The following is a 16,334-nucleotide window of genomic DNA, read 5'->3' as shown; positions in this document are numbered from 1 at the left end:
ACACTAAATCAGTAAGTTGGCACCATCACCCATGAATGTATGTCATTACCGCGAACGTAAAGAAAAAGGGGCAGAGCACGTCGCAAATGACAAATGATAAAGATTATCATATGATATTGGTTATCATTATCGTTGTAAGAGGTGAAACCATGCTGCAGCGAGCATTAGGAAGCGGCTGGGGAGTGATGATTTCCGGCGCGCTAATTGTCGCTCTCGGGTATGCCGGAGTGTCGGCTGACGTATGGCGGGTACTGGTCGCGGTGGGCATGCTGATGTCCGCGGCGATGATCTGGCATCGTCAATTGCGCCATTTTATCCTGCTGCCATCGTGTGTCGCGTTGATCGGCGGAATAATGCTGATGATTGTGGATATTAAACTGAGAGGATAATGCCGGGAGAGGGAAGAATATTGGTGCGAGGGGGGGGACTTGAACCCCCACGTCCGTAAGGACACTAACACCTGAAGCTAGCGCGTCTACCAATTCCGCCACCTTCGCACAGTATTCTTTCTTTGAGATATTGCCTCGTTGGTGCGAGGGGGGGGACTTGAACCCCCACGTCCGTAAGGACACTAACACCTGAAGCTAGCGCGTCTACCAATTCCGCCACCTTCGCCCAGTGCGAGCAATATCTTCGTGGATTATGGTGCGAGGGGGGGGACTTGAACCCCCACGTCCGTAAGGACACTAACACCTGAAGCTAGCGCGTCTACCAATTCCGCCACCTTCGCATACCATCGATACTCTGAAAGTATCGTTACCACGGAGGCGCATTCTAGTGGTTTTCGGCGACACGTCAATAGTTAATTATGCAGGTTGTATCGATTGCTGCAAAAATGGGCGGATTTGCCCGCGGGAAGCGCCAGCGGTACCAGGAGCGGGCCGCCGGCGTGAAAAGACGATTATTTTTTCGCCTGACGGGTCATGATGGTGCGATAGACCTTAAAGCGCCCGGTCTGGGCGATCACCTCATGGAAGCCGAACGTCTCATCCAGCACCTGCGGATACGGCAGGAAGGCGTTGGCGACAATGCGCAGCTCGCCGCCGCTGTTCAGATGGCGAACCGCGCCGCGGATCAGCGCCTGGGCGGCTTCGAGACTGGTCTGCAGGCCGTCATGGAATGGCGGGTTGGAGATGATCATGTCGAAGCGACCATTGACCTCGGAGAAGACGTTGCTGGCAAACACATCGCCAGCCAGGCCGTTGGCGGCAAGCGTCGCGCGGCTGGCTTCGACCGCCGGGGCGCTGACGTCGCACAGGGTGAGGCGCACTTTCGGTGAATGGCTGGCCAGCGCGGCGGCCAGCACGCCCGCGCCGCAGCCGACGTCGAGCACTTTCCCTTTGGTATGCGGCTCGAGGGTGGAGAGCAGCAGCTGGCTGCCGACGTCCAGACCGTCGCGGCTGAAGACGCCCGGCAGGGTTTTTATCGTCAGATTATCCAGTGTGTATTCGCCCCAGAATGCGTCGGCGTCGAAGGTCGGCTGCTTTTCCAGACGGCCATGATAGAGGCCACAGCGGCGGGCGCTATCCACTTTGTTTAATGGCGCGTATTCAGCCAGCATCTGCTCCGCGCTGCGGACGCCGCTGCGGTTTTCACCGACGACGAAAATGTCGCTTCCCACCGGCAGCAGAGAGAGCAGGTTCATCAGCTGGAACTGCGCCTCTGGTTTGTTCTTTGGCCAGTAGTAGATCAGGGTGTCGCATTCGGCGACGTCAGCGGCCTCAGCCACTAAGCTAAAACGGACGGTGTCACCCATCTGGCTGTTGAGGACCTGCCAGTGGTGGAACTGTTGGGTGTGGGCGCGGCTGGCCGCGGTATCCAGACGCGCAGGCAGGTCATCCTGCAGGTCACCGGCAAACAGAACGCGGGCGGACTCGAAATCATCACTGTGGCGCAGCAAGACTTCACTTGCCGGGGTAAAAGCGGACATGAAACACTCCTTCATTAAGACTGGCGCCGATTATAGTAGTTTGTTGGCGCAGATACGACGGATTTGCTATATTGCGCGCTTGTTTAACAGGAGTGTTTCGCTATGACATCCCGACGAGACTGGCAATTACAGCAGCTGGGCATTACCCAGTGGTCGCTGCGCCGACCGGGGGCGTTGCAGGGCGAAATCGCTATCTCGCTTCCTGAACATATTCGTCTGGTGATGGTGGCGGAAACCCCGCCGTCGCTGACAGAGCCGCTGATTGGCGACATATTACGCGCGCTGGCCGTGACGCCAGATCAGGTCCTGCAGCTGACTCCGGAGCGGGTGGCGATGCTGCCGCAGGACAGCCGCTGCAACAGCTGGCGGTTGGGCACAGAGGCGTCGCTGCCGCTGGCGGGCGCCCAGGTGTCCACCCCCGCTTTTGATGAACTCCAGACCAGCGCGCCGGCTCGCAGGGCGCTCTGGCAACAAATCTGCGCACATGAACACGATTTCTACCCTCAGCACGGCTGATTTAACCAAAGCCTGGCACATCGAAAAACGCGCCCACGCTTTCCCGTGGAGCGAACAGACTCTGGCCAGTAACCAGGGGGAGCGCTATTGCAACTATCAGCTATCGGTAGATGGCGAAATGGCGGCTTTCGCCATTACGCAAGTGGTGCTGGATGAGGCGACGCTGTTCAATATCGCCGTCGATCCCGCGTACCAGCGCCGCGGCCTGGGGCGAGCGCTGCTGGAGCATGTCATTGATGAAGTCGAAAAACTCGGCGTCGTCACGCTGTGGCTGGAGGTGCGAGCATCCAACGTTGCCGCCATCGCGCTGTATGAGAGCGTAGGTTTCAATGAGGCAACCATCCGCCGCAACTACTATCCTACGGCCGACGGATGCGAAGACGCCATTATTATGGCTCTGCCAATCAGTATGTAACACAAGGTGATACGATGAAATGGGACTGGATTTTCTTTGATGCCGATGAAACGCTGTTTACGTTTGATTCTTTCAGCGGCTTGCAGCGGATGTTTCTCGACTACAGCGTGACCTTTACCGCCGAAGATTTTCAGGACTATCAGGCCGTGAACAAGCCGCTATGGGTGGATTACCAAAACGGCGCCATCACCTCGCTGCAGCTGCAGCACCAGCGTTTTGACAGCTGGGCGGAACGTTTGAATGTGCCGCCCGGGGAACTCAACGACGCGTTTATGAATGCGATGGCGGAAATCTGTGCCCCGTTGCCGGGCGCGGTCTCGCTGCTCAACGCGCTGCAGGGCAAGGTCAGAATGGGCATCATCACCAACGGCTTTACCTCGCTGCAGCAGACTCGTCTGGAGCGGACAGGTTTATGCGATCACTTTGATTTGCTGATTATTTCTGAACAGGTGGGTGTCGCCAAGCCGGACGCGCGTATTTTCGATTATGCGCTGGCGCAGGCGGGTAACCCACCGCGCTCGCGGGTGCTGATGGTCGGTGATACCGCCGAGTCGGATATTCGCGGCGGCGTGAACGCCGGACTGGCGACCTGCTGGCTCAATGCGCATCAGCGCGAGCTGCCGGCGGATCTCGAGCCGGACTGGACGGTGACCTCGTTAAGCGAACTGGAGCAGCTCCTGTGTAAACACTGATTGCCTCCCCCCCGTTGATGGGTAAAATAGCCGCAATTTTTCGTATTCCACATGCGTGGCCCATGGCCGCGTTTACTTAGAAGATTAATTATGACGTTGTCTCCTTATCTGCAAGAGGTGGCCAAACGCCGCACTTTTGCCATTATTTCTCACCCGGATGCCGGTAAGACCACCATCACCGAAAAGGTGCTGCTGTTCGGACAGGCGATTCAGACCGCCGGTACAGTAAAAGGTCGTGGTTCCAGCCAGCACGCGAAATCCGACTGGATGGAGATGGAAAAGCAGCGTGGTATCTCGATCACCACCTCGGTAATGCAGTTCCCGTATCATGACTGCCTGGTGAACCTGCTGGATACCCCGGGGCACGAAGACTTCTCCGAAGATACCTACCGTACCCTGACGGCGGTGGACTGCTGCCTGATGGTGATTGACGCGGCAAAAGGCGTCGAAGATCGGACCCGTAAGCTGATGGAAGTCACCCGTCTGCGCGATACGCCGATCCTCACCTTTATGAACAAACTCGACCGTGATATCCGCGATCCGATGGAGCTGCTGGATGAAGTCGAGAACGAGCTGAAAATAGGCTGCGCGCCGATTACCTGGCCTATCGGCTGCGGCAAGCTGTTCAAAGGCGTTTATCATCTCTACAAAGACGAAACCTACCTGTATCAGACCGGTAAAGGCCACACCATCCAGGAAGTGCGTATCGTGAAGGGGCTCAACAACCCGGATCTCGACGCGGCGGTGGGGGAAGACCTGGCGCAGCAGCTGCGTGACGAGCTGGAGCTGGTGCAGGGGGCGTCGAATGAGTTCGACAAAGATCTGTTCCTGGCCGGGGAAATCACCCCGGTCTTCTTCGGAACCGCGTTAGGTAACTTCGGCGTTGACCATATGCTGGATGGCCTGGTGGAGTGGGCCCCGGCGCCGATGCCGCGCAACACCGACACGCGTGAAGTCACCGCCACGGAAGAGAAATTCACCGGCTTCGTGTTTAAAATTCAGGCCAACATGGATCCGAAACACCGCGACCGCGTGGCTTTCATGCGGGTGGTGTCCGGCAAATATGAAAAAGGCATGAAGCTGCGTCAGGTGCGTATCGGCAAGGACGTAGTGATTTCCGACGCGCTGACCTTTATGGCGGGCGATCGCTCGCACGTTGAAGAAGCGTACCCAGGCGATATCATCGGCCTGCATAACCACGGCACCATTCAGATTGGCGATACCTTTACCCAGGGCGAGATGATGAAGTTCACCGGTATTCCGAACTTCGCGCCGGAACTGTTCCGTCGTATTCGCCTGAAGGATCCGCTGAAGCAGAAACAGCTGCTGAAAGGGCTGGTTCAGCTCTCTGAAGAGGGCGCGGTCCAGGTTTTCCGCCCGATCGCTAATAACGATCTGATCGTTGGCGCCGTCGGCGTGCTGCAGTTTGACGTGGTGGTAGCGCGTCTGAAAAGCGAATACAACGTGGAAGCGATTTACGAATCGGTCAACGTGGCCACCGCGCGCTGGGTTGAATCTACTGACGTGAAGAAGTTCGAAGAGTTCAAGCGGAAAAATGAAGTTCAGCTGGCGCTGGATGGCGGCGATAACCTGACCTACATCGCCCCGACAATGGTCAACCTGAACCTGACGCAGGAGCGTTACCCTGACGTGGTGTTCCGCAAAACGCGCGAGCACTAATCCCTGACGAAGCGCGGCGCAGGCCGCGCTTTTTTCTGATTACGCCCCCGTTCCCTTCCTTCTGGAAAGTTCTTAAAACACCGCTAATTCGTCTGTTTTTTATCCATATCCTCCGCAACCCCTTCGTCTGTCTACTATATTTAATTCGTGTTTTTAAAAATGCTGGCGTAATTCACTGCGATAAGACGCCAGCGCTGGTGAAAAAACGAGGACATAACGATGACCAGACTAAAGAATGCCAATATGTTGCTGGCGCTCTTCTTAGGCTTAGCCGCGTTGAACGCCTCGGCAGAGACGGAAAAAACAACGGTAGACAGTGCGAAGTCGGCTGCCAGCAATGCGGGAGAGGCGGTAGATAATTCGATTAACAAAGTCGGCGATTTTATGGATGACAGTACCATTACCGCACGGGTAAAAGCGGCGCTGATCGACCATAAAGATATTAACTCCGGCGATATTTCGGTGAAAACGGAGAATAAAGTGGTCACCCTCAGCGGCGACGTCACCAGTGCTGAACAGAAAAGTCAGGCACTGAGCGTAGCGAAAGAGGTCAAAGGCGTCTCACACGTTAACGACAAGCTGACGGTCCATCATAAATCATCGAGCGAGACGGCGACGCTGAAAGGCTATGCCGGGGATACCGCCATTACCAGCGAAGTGAAAGCCAAGCTGCTGGCGGATGACATTGTCCCTTCGCGCAATGTGAAAGTCGAAACCAACGCCGGCGCGGTACATCTGACCGGTACGGTGGCTTCCGCGGCGCAGGCGGAGCGTGCCGCAGAGATTGCGAAAGCGGTCTCCGGTGTGAAAAGCGTGCGCAACGATCTTAGCGTTAAGTAAACCGAGTTATTAACAAAAGTGTTGTCTGGCCAAGGTTGCCGAACGAATAGCAGCATCCACTGAGCGATGAGCTATACAGAAAGGGTGCGCAAACCGCTGTTCACCGTCCATTATGGTAAGGAGAAAAGTATGTTTCGATGGGGAATTATTTTTCTGGTCATTGCATTAATTGCTGCGGCTCTGGGCTTTGGTGGTCTGGCGGGTACGGCCGCTGGCGCTGCGAAAATCGTCTTTGTCGTCGGGATTATCTTGTTCCTGGTGAGCCTGTTTACAGGACGCAGACGTCCTTAGGCGGCCCGCGATGCGGGCGATACTGAAGCCTAAGCATTTTTACTGACACGTCATCTTACACAAAGCCAGTCCTGAGGACTGGCTTTCGCGGTTTAAGCGGCGGGCAAATTGCGTTACCTTGTCAGGAGAAGATCAATCGAACAGGAAAGCAGGGTGGGGCAACGCATTCCCGTCACGCTGGGCAATATCGCCCCGCTGGCGGTTAAACCCTTCCGACCAGGCAAGCTGGCGCTGGTATGCGAAGGCGGAGGACAGCGAGGGATTTTTACTGCCGGGGTGCTGGACGAATTTATGCGCGCCGGATTTAACCCCTTTGACCTGATGCTGGGTACTTCCGCCGGCGCGCAAAACCTCTCCGCCTACATGTGTAATCAGCAAGGCTATGCCCGCAAAGTTATCACCCGCTACACCACTTCACGCCAGTTTTTCGATCCGATGCGCTTTGTGCGCGGCGGCAACCTTATCGATCTCGACTGGCTGGTTGAGGCCACTTCGCAGCAAATGCCGCTTGCCATGAACTATGCCGAAGCGCAGTTCGCGTTGGGCAAAGAGCTGTGGCTATGCGCTTGCCGCGGTGACGATTACTCCGCCAGCTATTTTTCGCCGACGCCGCAAACGTGGCTGGATCTGATCCGCGCCTCCAGCGCCATCCCCGGCTTTTATCGCAGCGGCGTGTTGCTCGACGGCGTTAGCTACCTGGACGGCGGCGTCAGCGATGCGATCCCGGTGCAGGAGGCGGCCCGCCGCGGCGCCCAGACCATCGTGGTGATCCGTACCGTCCCTTCGCAGATGTTTTATACCCCGCAGTGGTTCAAGCGGATGGAGCGCTGGCTGGGAGAGAGTAGTCTGCAACCGCTGGTCAATTTGGTGCATCATCACGAAACCACCTACCGCGCCATCCAGCAGTTCATCGAGAAACCGCCGGGTAAGTTGCGGATCTTCGAAATCTATCCGCAGCGGCCGCTGCGCAGCATGGCGCTTGGCAGCCGACTACCGGCGCTGCTGGAGGACTACAAAACCGGGCGCCAGTGCGGCCGTTATTTCCTGGCAACTGTGGGTAAACTACTGGCCGACCAGCCGCCGCTGCTGCGCCACGCGCCGCGTATTGCCCGGCCCGCGCCGGTGGTGGTGCCGCCGGTGCCGGTGGCCAATGAAGCGCCCCAGGCGACCATCATTCCTGCGCCCCAGGCGAATGACCCCAGTTTTGATCATGAGGATCTGGCGTGACGCACCGTTTTATCGATACCCACTGTCACTTTGATTTTCCCCCCTTCGCGGCAGATGAGGTCGCCAGCCTGGCGCGTGCGGCGCAGGCCGGCGTCGGGCGAATTATCGTTCCAGCCATCTCTGCTGAGCGTTTTAGCCGCGTGCTGGCGCTGGCAGCTCAGCACGAAGCGCTGTACGCCGCGCTGGGTATGCATCCGATCGTCATCGAAGAGCATACTGATGAGGGACTGGCGCAGCTGGAAGCCTTGATGGCGCAGCGGCCGCCTAAACTGGTGGCGGTGGGAGAGATTGGCCTCGATCTTTATCGCGACGATCCGCAGTTTGATCGTCAGCAGGCGCTGCTGGAAGCGCAGCTGAGGCTGGCGAAGCGTTACGATCTGCCGGTGATCCTCCACTCCAGACGCACCCACGATAAGCTGGCGATGCTGCTGAAAAAACATGCCCTGCCGCGTACCGGAGTCATCCATGGCTTTGCCGGCAGCCTGCAGCAGGCCGAGCGCTTCGTTCAGCTTGGCTATAAGATCGGCGTTGGCGGCACCATTACCTATCCCCGCGCCAGTAAAACCCGTGAAGTGATGGCGCGTCTGCCGCTTTCCGCTCTGCTGCTGGAGACCGATGCGCCGGATATGCCGCTAAATGGCTTTCAGGGACAGCCCAATCGACCGGAACAAGCTGCACGGGTATTTGAGGCGCTGTGTGAACTGCGTCCGGAGTCGCCGGCAGCCATAGAAGAAGGGATCATGCACAATACGCTCGCCTTGTTTTCCCTTCCCCCGGCCTCTGTATGGTGATCGATTTCTCATAATTGTCCATCCATATCATTGATTTGCTTAAAATGTGTGAAGCCAGACGGGCAGGATAGTTTCAGGCCGATATAATCACGCGGTTAGTACTGGACTATCAAAAACACAGGGAATCTGTATGCAAATCCTCATGGGACTTATCGGCATGGTGGCGCTATTGGCCATTGCTGTGCTGCTCTCCAATAACCGAAAAGCCATTAACCTGCGCACCGTGCTCGGCGCCTGGATAATCCAGGTGGGTATCGGCGCGTTAATATTGTATGTACCGGCCGGGCGCGCGGCGCTATTAGCGATGTCGAATGGCGTCGCCAGCGTTATTGCCTACGGCAATGAAGGGATTAGTTTCATCTTCGGCGGGCTGGTCTCCGATAAAATGTTCGAGGTGTTTGGCGGCGGCGGCTTCGTCTTTGCCCTGCGCGTGCTGCCGGTGATCGTCTTCTTCTCGTCGCTGATTGCCGTGCTTTACTACCTGGGCATTATGCAACTGGTCATTCGCATTCTCGGCGGCGCGCTGCGGGCAGTGCTGAAGACCTCACGTACCGAATCGCTGTCGGCCACGGCGAACATCTTTGTTGGCCAGACCGAAGCGCCGCTGGTGGTGCGTCCTTATATCGCCACCATGACTCGCTCGGAGCTGTTTGCGGTCATGTGCGGCGGCCTGGCCTCGGTGGCGGGCTCGGTACTGGCGGGCTATGCGCAGATGGGCGTTCCGCTGGAGTACCTTATTGCCGCGTCGTTTATGGCGGCGCCGGGAGGTCTGCTGTTTGCCAAAATTATCGTACCGGAAACGGACAAACCGGACGATAACCCGGCTCATGACAGCCAAAGCGCTGACGCGGATAAACCGGCCAACGTGCTGGATGCTGCCGCCTCCGGCGCCGCGTCTGGTATGCAACTGGCGCTCAACGTCGGCGCGATGCTGCTGGCGTTTATTGCGCTGATCGCCCTGCTGAACGGCATACTCTCCGGCGTCGGCGGCTGGTTTAACCATCCTGAGCTGTCGCTGCAGATGATCCTCGGCTGGATCTTCTCACCGCTGGCGTGGGTGATTGGCGTGCCGTGGCACGAAGCGACGGTGGCGGGGTCGTTTATCGGCCAGAAGCTGATCATTAACGAGTTTGTGGCCTACATGAACTTTGGCGAATATTTAAAGGCGGATGCCGAAGTGGCGGCGGCCGGGCTGCAGGTCATTTCAGATCACACCAAAGCCATTATCTCTTTCGCGCTGTGCGGCTTTGCCAACCTGTCATCGATCGCCATTCTGATTGGCGGACTCGGGGGAATGGCGCCCAACCGGCGGCAGGATATCGCTCAGCTTGGGCTACGTGCGGTAGCGGCGGGGACGCTGTCCAACCTGATGAGCGCCACCATAGCCGGGGTTTTTCTCGCCCTGTAAGCCTGTCTCCTGAACCAGCGGCCACCGTGCCGCTGGTGTTGCAGTAAATGTGATAATTCCATCACCTCTCTCTCTTTTGAAAAATAGTTTATATTTCAATTTGTAGCGTTTTTATTGCCCGTAAATTGGGCAAAATGTGCGCCACGCTATCGAGTGCATCTGTTATTGTGTGTTAGAATTATCACATTCTCATCGGCGGTATAGTATCGATTATGCTTAAGAGGGGACTAACGATAATTGCTGCGGTATTGAGTGCTAATTTGTGATTTTAATCACGTTACAGTAATGCAAATTAGTAAGTAGTTTTCATTAACTGTGATGAATGTCGAAGTGTAACGACGAGCGAATGTTACAATAGTAACAGACTCGCAAGGTGAACAAACTATTGATCCGGCATGACGCCGGCGGAGTATGAAATGACTGATTTAAAAGCAAGCAGCCTGCGCGCGTTAAAACTGATGGACCTGACCACCCTGAATGACGACGACACCAATGAGAAAGTCATTGCCCTGTGTCATCAGGCGAAAACGCCGGTGGGTAACACCGCGGCGGTCTGCATCTACCCGCGCTTCATCCCGATCGCCCGTAAGACGCTGAATGAGCAGGGGACGCCGGATATTCGCATCGCCACGGTCACCAACTTCCCGCACGGGAATGACGATATCGACATTGCGCTGGCGGAAACCCGCGCGGCGATCGCTTACGGCGCTGACGAAGTGGACGTGGTCTTCCCGTACCGCGCGCTGATCGCCGGCAACGAGCAGGTCGGTTTCGAGCTGGTGAAAGCCTGTAAGGAAGCCTGTGCGGCGGCTAACGTGCTGCTGAAAGTGATCATCGAAACCGGTGAGCTGAAAGAAGAAGCGCTGATCCGTAAAGCGTCTGAAATCTCTATCAAAGCTGGGGCCGATTTCATCAAAACCTCGACCGGTAAAGTGCCGGTGAATGCCACGCCGGAAAGCGCGCGCATCATGATGGAAGTGATCCGCGATATGGGCGTTGAGAAAACCGTTGGCTTCAAACCGGCGGGCGGCGTGCGCAGCGCGGAAGACGCGCAGCAGTTCCTGGCGATCGCTGATGAACTGTTCGGCGCCGACTGGGCCGATTCTCGTCACTATCGTTTTGGCGCATCCAGCCTGCTGGCTAGCCTGTTGAAAGCCCTGGGTCACGGCGACGGCAAGAGCGCCAGCAGCTACTAATCCCTTGATTTGCCGGATGGCGCTGCGCTTATCCGGCCTACGAATTGATGCCTGTAGGCCGGATAAGGCGCTCGCGCCGTCATCCGGCAATTTATTCTCTTTGGGAGGTTACCGTGTTTCTCGCACAAGAAATTATTCGTAAAAAACGTGATGGTCAGGCATTAAGCGATGAAGAGATCCGCTTTTTCATCAACGGCATCCGCGACAATACTATCTCTGAAGGGCAGATCGCCGCGCTGGCGATGACCATCTTCTTCCACGATATGTCTATGCCGGAGCGCGTTTCGCTGACCATGGCGATGCGGGATTCCGGTACCGTTCTGGACTGGAAAAGCCTCAACCTTAACGGTCCGATCGTCGATAAACACTCTACCGGCGGCGTCGGGGATGTCACTTCGCTGATGCTGGGGCCGATGGTGGCCGCCTGCGGTGGTTACGTACCGATGATCTCCGGCCGCGGCCTCGGCCATACCGGCGGTACGCTGGACAAACTGGAAGCGATCCCGGGCTTCGATATCTTCCCGGACGACAACCGCTTCCGCGAGATTATAAAAGATGTTGGCGTGGCAATTATCGGGCAGACCAGCTCCCTTGCCCCGGCCGACAAACGTTTCTATGCCACCCGCGATATTACCGCGACGGTGGACTCCATCCCGCTGATTACCGCCTCGATTCTGGCGAAGAAGCTGGCGGAAGGGCTGGATGCGCTGGTGATGGACGTCAAAGTCGGCAGCGGCGCGTTTATGCCGACTTATGAACTCTCTGCCGCGCTGGCCGAAGCGATCGTGGGTGTCGCCAACGGCGCCGGCGTGCGCACCACCGCGCTGCTGACCGATATGAATCAGGTACTGGCCTCCAGCGCCGGCAACGCCGTTGAAGTTCGCGAAGCGGTGCAGTTCCTGACCGGCGAATACCGCAACCCGCGCCTGTTCGACGTGACAATGGCGCTGTGTGTGGAAATGCTGATCTCCGGCAAGCTGGCGGCGGACGATGCCGAGGCGCGCGCGAAGCTGCAGGCGGTGCTGGATAACGGTAAAGCGGCGGAAGTGTTTGGCCGCATGGTCGCGGCGCAGAAAGGGCCGAGCGACTTTGTCGAGAATTATGCTAATTATCTGCCGACGGCGATGCTGAGCAAAGCAGTCTATGCTGATACCGAAGGTTTTATCAGCGCGATGGATACTCGCGCGCTGGGCATGGCAGTGGTTTCTATGGGCGGCGGCCGCCGTCAGGCATCGGACACCATTGACTATAGCGTTGGCTTTACCGAGATGGCGCGTCTGGGTGACCGCGTCGACGGACAGCGTCCGCTGGCGGTGATCCATGCCAAAGACGAGAACAGCTGGCAGGAGGCCGCGAAAGCGGTCAAAGCGGCCATTAAACTGGACGATAAAGCCCCGGAAATTACACCGACAGTCTATCGCCGTATCACTGAATAGCGATATACTGATCTGATCGCTTTTTTGCAGCGCAAGATGTATGGAGAACAAGATGAAACGTGCATTTATCATGGTGCTGGACTCCTTTGGGATTGGCGCAACGGAAGACGCAGACCGCTTTGGCGACGTCGGCGCCGATACGCTGGGCCACATTGCAGAAGCCTGCGCCAAAGGCGAGGCTGACCACGGCCGCAAAGGCCCGCTGAATTTACCGAACCTGACTCGTCTGGGTCTGGTGAAAGCGCATGAAGGCTCCACCGGTAAAATTGCCGCGGGTATGGATGGCAATGCCGAAGTGATTGGCGCCTATGCCTGGGCGCATGAACTTTCTTCCGGTAAAGATACCCCGTCCGGCCACTGGGAAATCGCCGGCGTGCCGGTGCTGTTTGACTGGGGCTACTTCAGCGACCAGGAAAACAGCTTCCCGCAGGAGCTGCTGGATAAGCTGGTGAAACGCGCCAACCTGCCGGGCTATCTCGGCAACTGCCACTCCTCCGGGACGGTGATCCTCGATCAGCTCGGCGAAGAGCATATGAAAACCGGGAAACCGATCTTCTATACCTCCGCTGACTCGGTGTTCCAGATCGCCTGTCACGAAGAGACCTTTGGCCTCGACAAGCTGTATGAGCTGTGCGAAATCGCGCGTGAAGAGCTGACCGAAGGCGGCTATAACATTGGTCGCGTGATTGCTCGTCCTTTCGTGGGCGACAAAGCCGGTAACTTCCAGCGTACCGGTAACCGTCACGACCTGGCGGTAGAGCCGCCGGCGCCGACCGTGCTGCAGAAGCTGGTCGACGAGAAAAACGGCCACGTGGTGTCCGTGGGTAAAATCGCCGATATCTACGCCAACTGCGGTATCACTAAGAAAGTGAAAGCCACCGGACTGGACGCGCTGTTCGACGCGACCATCAAAGAGATGAAGGAAGCGGGCGACGAGACTATCGTCTTCACTAACTTCGTCGATTTTGACTCCTCCTGGGGCCACCGTCGTGACGTCGCTGGCTACGCGGCGGGTCTGGAGCTCTTCGACCGCCGTCTGCCGGAGCTGATGGAGCTGGTTGGTGAGGACGACATCCTGATCCTCACCGCCGACCACGGCTGCGACCCGACCTGGACTGGTACTGACCACACCCGCGAGCATATCCCGGTGCTGGTGTACGGCCCGAAAGTGAAACCAGGTTCGCTCGGTCACCGTGAAACCTTCGCGGACATCGGCCAGACTATTGCGAAATACTTTGGTACGTCTGACATGGAATATGGCAAAGCCATGTTCTGAGGTCATTGCCCGGTGGCGCACAGCGATCCGGGCCTACGATTTGTAGGCCGGGTAAGGCGTAGCCGCCACCCGGCAAAAACAACAATGTAAAAGGAACTGAAGATGGCAACTCCTCACATTAACGCAGAAATGGGCGATTTCGCTGACGTCGTTTTGATGCCGGGCGACCCGCTGCGCGCGAAGCACATTGCAGAAACCTTCCTCGAAGACGTGCGTGAAGTGAACAACGTGCGCGGCATGCTGGGCTTCACCGGTACCTATAAAGGCCGCAAAATCTCCGTGATGGGCCACGGGATGGGTATCCCGTCCTGCTCTATCTACACCAAAGAGCTGATCACCGATTTCGGCGTGAAGAAAATCATCCGCGTGGGCTCCTGCGGCGCGGTGCGTGAAGATGTCAAACTGCGTGACGTGGTGATCGGCATGGGCGCGTGCACCGACTCTAAAGTGAACCGTCTGCGTTTCAAAGACCATGATTTTGCGGCGATTGCCGATTTCGGCATGGTGCGTAATGCGGTAGACGCGGCGAAAGCGCTGGGCGTTGACGCGCGCGTCGGCAACATCTTCTCCGCAGACCTGTTCTATACGCCGGACCCGTCCATGTTCGACGTGATGGAAAAATACGGCATTCTGGGCGTGGAAATGGAAGCGGCGGGTATCTACGGCGTGGCGGCGGAGTTCGGCGCGAAAGCGCTGACCATCTGCACCGTCTCCGACCACATCCGTACCCACGAGCAGACCACTGCCGCTGAACGTCAGACGACCTTCAACGACATGATCAAAATCGCGCTGGAATCCGTGCTGCTGGGCGATAAAGAGTAAGAGCTGTTGTGCCGGGTGGCGGCTTCGTCTGACCCGGCCTACGGTTTTCCAGGCCCGCTAAGCGCAGCGGGCTTTTTTTATCAGCGCACCGCGCCGGCAATCCACGCCGACAGTTCTTTCAGTTCCGCTTCCTGCTCCGGGAAATCGCCGACCAGCGCCTCGCACTGCTGCTGTAATACTTCCGCCCGATACTGACAGCCGACTAAGCGTGCCGCCAGGGCCTCCAGCGGCGCCGGGTTCAGGCTATCGGTAAAGGCCTGCGCGCGGGTGATATGCCCTTTTTCGACGTCAAAATGCAGCTCAACGCCGCCCCAGCGAAAGCGCTCGTCCAGAAGATGAGAGAAGGCCGGCGCCTGGCCGAAGTTCCACTCCCAGCTGCTCTGACGGGCGAAGGTCTCAGCAAAATTTGGTAGATCCGGCGTGTTGTCCGGGGAGATCACCTCGGCGTCCACCCGTTCGCCGTAATGGCTGAAGAATGCTTCCTGGATCGCCTCGCAAACTTGCTGATGGGTAATGCCCGGCAGCAGCTCAACCAGGTTCGCCACCCGTCCGCGCACCGAGGTAATGCCTTTAGCCTGCAGCTTTTTCTGGTCCGGGTTGAGGTAGTTGGCGAGACGGCTTAAATCGGCGTTGAGCAGCAGGGTGCCGTGATGAAAACCGCGGTCCATGGTTTCACGATAGGCGGAGCCGGAGACTTTGCGGTCGCCGCTGTCGGTTTTGACCACCAGATCGTTGCGCCCGGAGGCTTCGGCGGTTACGCCGAGTGAATTAAGCGCCGTCAGCACAATAGCGGTGGAGACGGTTTTGTCGTACTCCGGTTTGCCTGCCATAAAGGTAAAGCAGGTATTGCCGAGGTCGTGGAACACCGCGCCGCCGCCGCTGCTGCGACGGGCCAGCCGCACATGGTCTTCCTCCATGCGGCGGGTATTACACTCCTTCCACGGGTTCTGCGCGCGGCCGATGACCACGGTATCGGCATTGCGCCACAGGAACAGCACCCGCTGGGTGGCGGGCATCTGGCGGAAAATGCACTCCTCGACCGCCAGGTTGAACCACGGGTCGTAAGAGTCAGAGAGCAGGAGGCGCAATGTGGACATTATAGATTTCCTTTCTTTTCATCGTCTTCATCCTCAACCGGCTTGTTGGCGGTGAGCAGGAAGGGCGATTGCTGCCAGCGGGTGCGTTTGCCCTGCAGCAGCGTGCGGGTCAGCACCACGCCGATAGCCAGGGACAGTAACAGCATCAGGCGTAAGATATTGGTGGTATTATCCACCTGCTTCGCCTCGGTCGCCAGGGTATGAGTATCGAGGGTCAGACGCAGGTAGCCCAGCGGGCCGTTTTTTCCTGGCACCGGTTCGACAATCTGCTGGTTGAAGTAGCCGCCGGCTTTTTTGCCATCCAGCGCCAGCCGGTCGCGAACCTCGACGCTTTCGCCAGAGCGCGCCACCAGGTCGCCCTGTTCGTCATATACCCCGGCGTCCAGGACGCGGCTGTTATGAGTTAGCTGGGTCAACAGCTGATTGATGCGCTTCTCGTCAGGCGTCTCGCTGCGCATCAGCGGCGCGAGATTCAGCACCACCTGCTGCGCCAGCGTGCGGGCCAGCTCTTCCAGCTGCGGATTGCGTTGTTTCTGACTGTTCTGACTGAACCACGAAGCGCCCTGCATCAGCGCGACGAGCAGGGCGAGACAGATAAGAACAATGACCGCACGATGCAGCCGGAATTTCAGTTTTGCGCGAACCATATTCCACCTTTGAAAATTTGCAGCTTAATGTTGCCAGAAGCGCTGGTTACAAGGTAGCCTCATGCGTTAT

17 protein-coding genes and 3 tRNA genes are annotated in these 16,334 nt (G+C 57.5%); 14 read left to right on the top strand and 6 right to left on the bottom strand.

Going from position 1 to position 16,334, the window contains the following annotated elements:
* Window positions 1-149: 149 nt before the first annotated feature.
* Window positions 150-389 carry a DUF1435 domain-containing protein gene (locus HMPREF3140_RS25875; RefSeq protein WP_032412942.1) on the top strand — a complete coding sequence of 80 codons (240 nt, stop codon included), beginning with the start codon at window positions 150-152 and terminating at the stop codon, window positions 387-389.
* A 21-nt stretch (window positions 390-410) separates the two neighbouring features.
* Here HMPREF3140_RS25875 and HMPREF3140_RS25870 read toward each other — a convergent pair.
* The 4 genes from HMPREF3140_RS25870 to rsmC form a co-directional block, all read right to left on the bottom strand.
* Window positions 411-497 (bottom strand) — tRNA-Leu (locus tag HMPREF3140_RS25870).
* A gap of 31 nt (window positions 498-528) precedes the next feature.
* Window positions 529-615 (bottom strand) — tRNA-Leu (locus HMPREF3140_RS25865).
* 28 nt (window positions 616-643) lie between these two features.
* Window positions 644-730, bottom strand: a tRNA-Leu gene (locus tag HMPREF3140_RS25860).
* A 171-nt stretch (window positions 731-901) separates the two neighbouring features.
* Complete coding sequence (gene rsmC, locus HMPREF3140_RS25855) at window positions 902-1,930, bottom strand: 16S rRNA (guanine(1207)-N(2))-methyltransferase RsmC (RefSeq protein WP_032410768.1); 1,029 nt, start codon at window positions 1,928-1,930, stop codon at window positions 902-904.
* Between the two features lie 102 nt (window positions 1,931-2,032).
* Between rsmC and HMPREF3140_RS25850 the strand changes: the two genes are divergently transcribed.
* From HMPREF3140_RS25850 to deoD, 13 genes are all read left to right on the top strand, one after another.
* Window positions 2,033-2,446, top strand: a complete 414-nt coding sequence (locus HMPREF3140_RS25850; protein WP_004146046.1) for a DNA polymerase III subunit psi — start codon at window positions 2,033-2,035, stop codon at window positions 2,444-2,446.
* Window positions 2,415-2,861, top strand: a complete 447-nt coding sequence (rimI, locus tag HMPREF3140_RS25845) for a ribosomal protein S18-alanine N-acetyltransferase (RefSeq protein ID WP_032410770.1) — start codon at window positions 2,415-2,417, stop codon at window positions 2,859-2,861. Before HMPREF3140_RS25850 ends, rimI begins: the two co-directional genes overlap by 32 nt.
* A 14-nt stretch (window positions 2,862-2,875) precedes the next feature.
* Entirely contained in the window at window positions 2,876-3,553 is a 678-nt protein-coding gene (yjjG, locus tag HMPREF3140_RS25840; RefSeq protein WP_032410773.1) for a pyrimidine 5'-nucleotidase, read from the top strand.
* A gap of 90 nt (window positions 3,554-3,643) precedes the next feature.
* Complete coding sequence (prfC, locus tag HMPREF3140_RS25835; RefSeq protein ID WP_002887711.1) at window positions 3,644-5,233, top strand: peptide chain release factor 3; 1,590 nt, start codon at window positions 3,644-3,646, stop codon at window positions 5,231-5,233.
* A 219-nt stretch (window positions 5,234-5,452) separates the two neighbouring features.
* Window positions 5,453-6,073: a molecular chaperone OsmY gene (osmY, locus tag HMPREF3140_RS25830; protein WP_004146042.1), complete on the top strand. Its 621-nt coding sequence runs from the start codon at window positions 5,453-5,455 to the stop codon at window positions 6,071-6,073.
* Window positions 6,074-6,202: 129 nt separating this feature from the next.
* Complete coding sequence (locus HMPREF3140_RS25825; RefSeq protein ID WP_002887716.1) at window positions 6,203-6,364, top strand: DUF1328 domain-containing protein; 162 nt, start codon at window positions 6,203-6,205, stop codon at window positions 6,362-6,364.
* A gap of 153 nt (window positions 6,365-6,517) precedes the next feature.
* On the top strand, window positions 6,518-7,591 hold the full coding sequence (locus tag HMPREF3140_RS25820) for a patatin-like phospholipase family protein (RefSeq protein ID WP_004146038.1): 1,074 nt from the start codon (window positions 6,518-6,520) through the stop codon (window positions 7,589-7,591).
* On the top strand, window positions 7,588-8,382 hold the full coding sequence (locus HMPREF3140_RS25815; protein WP_002887780.1) for a metal-dependent hydrolase: 795 nt from the start codon (window positions 7,588-7,590) through the stop codon (window positions 8,380-8,382). The genes HMPREF3140_RS25820 and HMPREF3140_RS25815 overlap by 4 nt, the downstream gene beginning before the upstream one ends.
* A gap of 130 nt (window positions 8,383-8,512) precedes the next feature.
* Window positions 8,513-9,790 (top strand): NupC/NupG family nucleoside CNT transporter, encoded by a 1,278-nt coding sequence (locus HMPREF3140_RS25810; RefSeq protein ID WP_009309164.1) that lies wholly within the window; start codon window positions 8,513-8,515, stop codon window positions 9,788-9,790.
* A 416-nt stretch (window positions 9,791-10,206) separates the two neighbouring features.
* Window positions 10,207-10,986, top strand: coding sequence for a deoxyribose-phosphate aldolase (gene deoC / locus HMPREF3140_RS25805; RefSeq protein WP_002887784.1), 780 nt, complete (start codon window positions 10,207-10,209; stop codon window positions 10,984-10,986).
* Between the two features lie 113 nt (window positions 10,987-11,099).
* Window positions 11,100-12,422 carry a thymidine phosphorylase gene (gene deoA / locus HMPREF3140_RS25800; protein WP_002887787.1) on the top strand — a complete coding sequence of 441 codons (1,323 nt, stop codon included), beginning with the start codon at window positions 11,100-11,102 and terminating at the stop codon, window positions 12,420-12,422.
* Between the two features lie 52 nt (window positions 12,423-12,474).
* Window positions 12,475-13,698, top strand: coding sequence for a phosphopentomutase (gene deoB, locus HMPREF3140_RS25795; protein ID WP_004151380.1), 1,224 nt, complete (start codon window positions 12,475-12,477; stop codon window positions 13,696-13,698).
* Window positions 13,699-13,800: 102 nt separating this feature from the next.
* On the top strand, window positions 13,801-14,520 hold the full coding sequence (gene deoD, locus HMPREF3140_RS25790) for a purine-nucleoside phosphorylase (RefSeq protein ID WP_002887789.1): 720 nt from the start codon (window positions 13,801-13,803) through the stop codon (window positions 14,518-14,520).
* An 80-nt stretch (window positions 14,521-14,600) separates the two neighbouring features.
* On the opposite strand, the gene lplA is transcribed toward deoD, so the two are convergent.
* Together lplA and HMPREF3140_RS25780 are read right to left on the bottom strand one after the other, a co-directional pair.
* A complete protein-coding gene (gene lplA, locus HMPREF3140_RS25785; protein WP_004146971.1) occupies window positions 14,601-15,617 on the bottom strand; it encodes a lipoate--protein ligase LplA in 1,017 nt (338 codons plus the stop codon).
* A complete protein-coding gene (locus HMPREF3140_RS25780) occupies window positions 15,617-16,264 on the bottom strand; it encodes a YtjB family periplasmic protein (protein ID WP_002887794.1) in 648 nt (215 codons plus the stop codon). The genes lplA and HMPREF3140_RS25780 overlap by 1 nt, the downstream gene beginning before the upstream one ends.
* Window positions 16,265-16,334: the final 70 nt, after the last annotated feature.

It is taken from the genome of Klebsiella sp. HMSC16A12 (assembly GCF_001808265.1).
GTDB classification, from domain to species: domain Bacteria; phylum Pseudomonadota; class Gammaproteobacteria; order Enterobacterales; family Enterobacteriaceae; genus Klebsiella; species Klebsiella pneumoniae.
This window is presented reverse-complemented; position numbering and strand designations above follow the sequence as displayed.

Bases quoted from the DNA above. Each gene is read 5' to 3' on its own strand.
- HMPREF3140_RS25875 (WP_032412942.1), top strand. From the start codon at position 150: ATGCTGCAGCGAGCATTAGGAAGCGGCTGGGGAGTGATGATTTCCGGC.
- rsmC (WP_032410768.1), bottom strand. From the start codon at position 1,930: ATGTCCGCTTTTACCCCGGCAAGTGAAGTCTTGCTGCGCCACAGTGAT.
- HMPREF3140_RS25850 (WP_004146046.1), top strand. From the start codon at position 2,033: ATGACATCCCGACGAGACTGGCAATTACAGCAGCTGGGCATTACCCAG.
- rimI (WP_032410770.1), top strand. From the start codon at position 2,415: ATGAACACGATTTCTACCCTCAGCACGGCTGATTTAACCAAAGCCTGG.
- yjjG (WP_032410773.1), top strand. From the start codon at position 2,876: ATGAAATGGGACTGGATTTTCTTTGATGCCGATGAAACGCTGTTTACG.
- prfC (WP_002887711.1), top strand. From the start codon at position 3,644: ATGACGTTGTCTCCTTATCTGCAAGAGGTGGCCAAACGCCGCACTTTT.
- osmY (WP_004146042.1), top strand. From the start codon at position 5,453: ATGACCAGACTAAAGAATGCCAATATGTTGCTGGCGCTCTTCTTAGGC.
- HMPREF3140_RS25825 (WP_002887716.1), top strand. From the start codon at position 6,203: ATGTTTCGATGGGGAATTATTTTTCTGGTCATTGCATTAATTGCTGCG.
- HMPREF3140_RS25810 (WP_009309164.1), top strand. From the start codon at position 8,513: ATGCAAATCCTCATGGGACTTATCGGCATGGTGGCGCTATTGGCCATT.
- deoC (WP_002887784.1), top strand. From the start codon at position 10,207: ATGACTGATTTAAAAGCAAGCAGCCTGCGCGCGTTAAAACTGATGGAC.
- deoB (WP_004151380.1), top strand. From the start codon at position 12,475: ATGAAACGTGCATTTATCATGGTGCTGGACTCCTTTGGGATTGGCGCA.
- deoD (WP_002887789.1), top strand. From the start codon at position 13,801: ATGGCAACTCCTCACATTAACGCAGAAATGGGCGATTTCGCTGACGTC.
- lplA (WP_004146971.1), bottom strand. From the start codon at position 15,617: ATGTCCACATTGCGCCTCCTGCTCTCTGACTCTTACGACCCGTGGTTC.
- HMPREF3140_RS25780 (WP_002887794.1), bottom strand. From the start codon at position 16,264: ATGGTTCGCGCAAAACTGAAATTCCGGCTGCATCGTGCGGTCATTGTT.